The 2,722-nt window shown below is 51.1% G+C and carries 4 protein-coding genes; 1 reads left to right on the top strand and 3 read right to left on the bottom strand.

The genetic code is table 11. The features are described from left to right. Positions 1–139: 139 nt before the first annotated feature. The gene (locus BDE01S_RS09825) at positions 140–604 is read right to left on the bottom strand and encodes an Lrp/AsnC ligand binding domain-containing protein (RefSeq protein WP_066080960.1); all 465 of its coding nucleotides are present in this window, start codon (positions 602–604) and stop codon (positions 140–142) included. A 136-nt stretch (positions 605–740) separates the two neighbouring features. Between BDE01S_RS09825 and BDE01S_RS09820 the strand changes: the two genes are divergently transcribed. Beyond that, positions 741–1,994: a D-amino acid dehydrogenase gene (locus BDE01S_RS09820; protein WP_066080958.1), complete on the top strand. Its 1,254-nt coding sequence runs from the start codon at positions 741–743 to the stop codon at positions 1,992–1,994. Here BDE01S_RS09820 and BDE01S_RS11370 read toward each other — a convergent pair. Together BDE01S_RS11370 and BDE01S_RS11430 are read right to left on the bottom strand one after the other, a co-directional pair. After that, the gene (locus BDE01S_RS11370; protein WP_147283881.1) at positions 1,985–2,431 is read right to left on the bottom strand and encodes a DUF6531 domain-containing protein; all 447 of its coding nucleotides are present in this window, start codon (positions 2,429–2,431) and stop codon (positions 1,985–1,987) included. The two genes, BDE01S_RS09820 and BDE01S_RS11370, sit on opposite strands and share 10 nt — an antisense overlap. A gap of 9 nt (positions 2,432–2,440) precedes the next feature. Beyond that, positions 2,441–2,722 (bottom strand): hypothetical protein (locus BDE01S_RS11430; protein WP_169798093.1); only part of this gene is annotated, 282 nt, incomplete at its 5' end.

The raw sequence follows: 2,722 nt of genomic DNA, 5'->3' as shown, positions 1-2,722 counted from the left end.
CGACCTACTGCTGAAAATGTGGATTTTCAGACGGCCTTTTGGCATGGATACGGATTGGGCGCGGTAAGATGCTGCTTATCCCAAATGCGTGTTCACTATATAAGTAGCTCAGGCCGTCTGAAAAATGCGGCGTCGCGGATTAGGTCAAGTCCAGCACCACTTCTTCCTTCACTTCTTCCATCACCACATAGCTCCGGCTTTCCGACGCAGCAGGCAGGTGCAGCAGAATGTTGCCGAGCATATCGCGGTAGGCCGACATATCCGGCAGGCGCACTTTAATCAGATAATCGTATTCCCCCGATACCAGATGGCATTCCAAAATCTGCGGAATCCGCATCACTTCGCGGCGGAAGTCTTCAAAAATATTGCCCGATTTCGAGCGCAGCTTGATTTCCACAAACACCAGCAGGCTTTGCCCCAGCGCGTGCGGATTTAAACGCGCGTGGTAGCCGCAGATGAAGTTTTCCCGCTCCAGCCGGCGCACCCGCTCGGTGACCGGTGTGGTAGAAAGCCCGACTTTCTCCGCCAGCTCGGTCATCGGAATGCGCGCGTTTTGCTGGAGGATTTTGAGGATTTTCAGGTCGGTTTTATCCAGTTCTTTCATAGTGAAAAAATCTTATTTTTAAATCACAAACAGGATAATAATACAAAAAAAGCCAAAAATAAATTGAAAGCCTCTGTAGGAATTGCCTTAAACTGAGCAAATCAACTTCATCAGAACAACAACAGGGAGAAAGAAGATGAAAGTAGTGGTTATGGGCGCAGGCATCACCGGCATCACCACCGCATGGTATCTGCTGCAGGCCGGGCACGAGGTGACGGTAATCGACCGCTCGGAAGCCGCCGCAATGGAAACCAGCTTTGCCAACGCCGGCCAGCTTTCCTACGGCTATACCACGCCGTGGGCCGCGCCGGGCATTCCCGCCAAAGCCGCCAAATGGCTCTTCCGCGCGCATTCGCCCCTGATTTTAAAACCCGACGGCAGCCTGTTTCAGCTGCAATGGCTGCTGCAGATGTTGAAAAACTGCGACCCCGCCCGCTACCAAACCAATAAAGACCGCATGGTGCGGATTTCGGAATACAGCCGCGAGATGTTCCGCCGCTTCGAGGCCGAAACCGGGTTGGATTTTGAAGGCCGCAAAAAAGGCACGCTGCAGATTTTCCGTACGCAAAAAGAAGTGGACGCGGCGGAAAAAGACATCGAAATTCTGGCGCAATACGGCGTGCCTTACCGCCGCTTGAAACCCGAAGAATGCCTGGCCTACGAGCCTGCGCTGCATCACGCCGTGCACCGCATCGCCGGCGCGTTGCATCTGCCCAACGACGCCACAGGCGACTGCCACCTGTTTGCCCGCCGTCTGAAAACGCTCTGTGAAGCCAAAGGTGCGGTATTCCGCTTCAACTGCAGCATCAGCCGCATCGAGCACGAAGGCAGCCGCATCCGCGCGGTTTATGCCGGGGGAGAGCGCTTTGAAGCCGAACGCTTCGTCTGCGCCTTGGGCAGCTTCAGCCGCACCGTTTTGGCCGATTTGGGCCTGAACCTGCCGATTTACCCCGTCAAAGGCTATTCGCTGACCCTGCCCGTCACCGACAGCGCCGAAGCGCCGGTCTCGACCATTTTGGACGAAACCTATAAAGTCGCCATCACCCGCTTCAACGAGCGCATCCGCGTCGGCGGCATGGCCGAGCTTTCCGGCTACGCGCTCAAGCTGCCGCAAGCCCGCCGCGAAACGCTGGAGCTGGTGGTCAAGGATTTATACCCCCAAGGCGGCGATACCGCACGCGCCGAGTTCTGGAGCGGCCTGCGCCCGATGACGCCCGACAGCACGCCCATCATCGGCGCCACCCGCTTCGATAATCTCTTCCTGAATACCGGACACGGCACGCTGGGCTGGACCATGTCGCTCGGTTCCGCCAAAATCACCGCCGATCTAGTTTGCGGCATCGAGCCGGAAGTCCGCTGCGACGACCTTTCCATCGCCCGCTATACTTGATTTTCAGACGGCATAGCGGCCGTTTGCGGATGTTTTGGAAAAATTGGGGTAATAATCGACAAAAGCCGTCTGAAAAAGACGGCTTTTATTACATAGTTAACTGATTGTAATTCTCCTACAGGTAACGCAAAACGTAAATAATAGCCTTCACAAGAAGCAATTTTAATATGCTGTCCATTATCCGAAATCTCTGCGTACTCCGAAAAACTATCAACCCAATAACGCCCACATAGACCGCCTAAATGCAGTTCATCTTTACTTCTCACCCATGTGCGGATAAAGGACAGAGGTAAAATTTGCCCGAGGGTGAAATCAACCCTTTGCTCAACCACTTGACCGGTTAGGACATCAATTGGGTCGCCTCGGGTGGTTCTATCCGCAAATGAAATAAAGCGTGATAGGGCAGTGTTTTGGGGAAATGAGCAAATTGTGGTCATGAGTTGTTATTATTTATAACCTAATTCTTCTGCTCGTAGCACTAATAATTCTATAAATTCTATAGCTTGCTCAAAATCCTCCTTATTATCATCAAGGTAGGTTGTTGCTATTATCATTCGAAGGATTATTTCATCTATGGAGTCTAAATTAATTTTAAAATGCTCATCATGAAATTGCCAGGAATATAAACGTAATTGTTCTAAATCAATAGTTTGATCTAATGTGTCCCAATAATATTTAGACTTCGTATATATATTTTTTATGTTTGGATCTTTAATTAAATTAATATA

It is taken from the genome of Bergeriella denitrificans NBRC 102155 (assembly GCF_001592185.1).
In the GTDB taxonomy this organism is placed as follows: domain Bacteria; phylum Pseudomonadota; class Gammaproteobacteria; order Burkholderiales; family Neisseriaceae; genus Neisseria; species Neisseria denitrificans.
The sequence above is the reverse complement of the archived record's forward strand: the minus strand, read 5'-3'. Positions and strand labels throughout refer to the sequence as shown.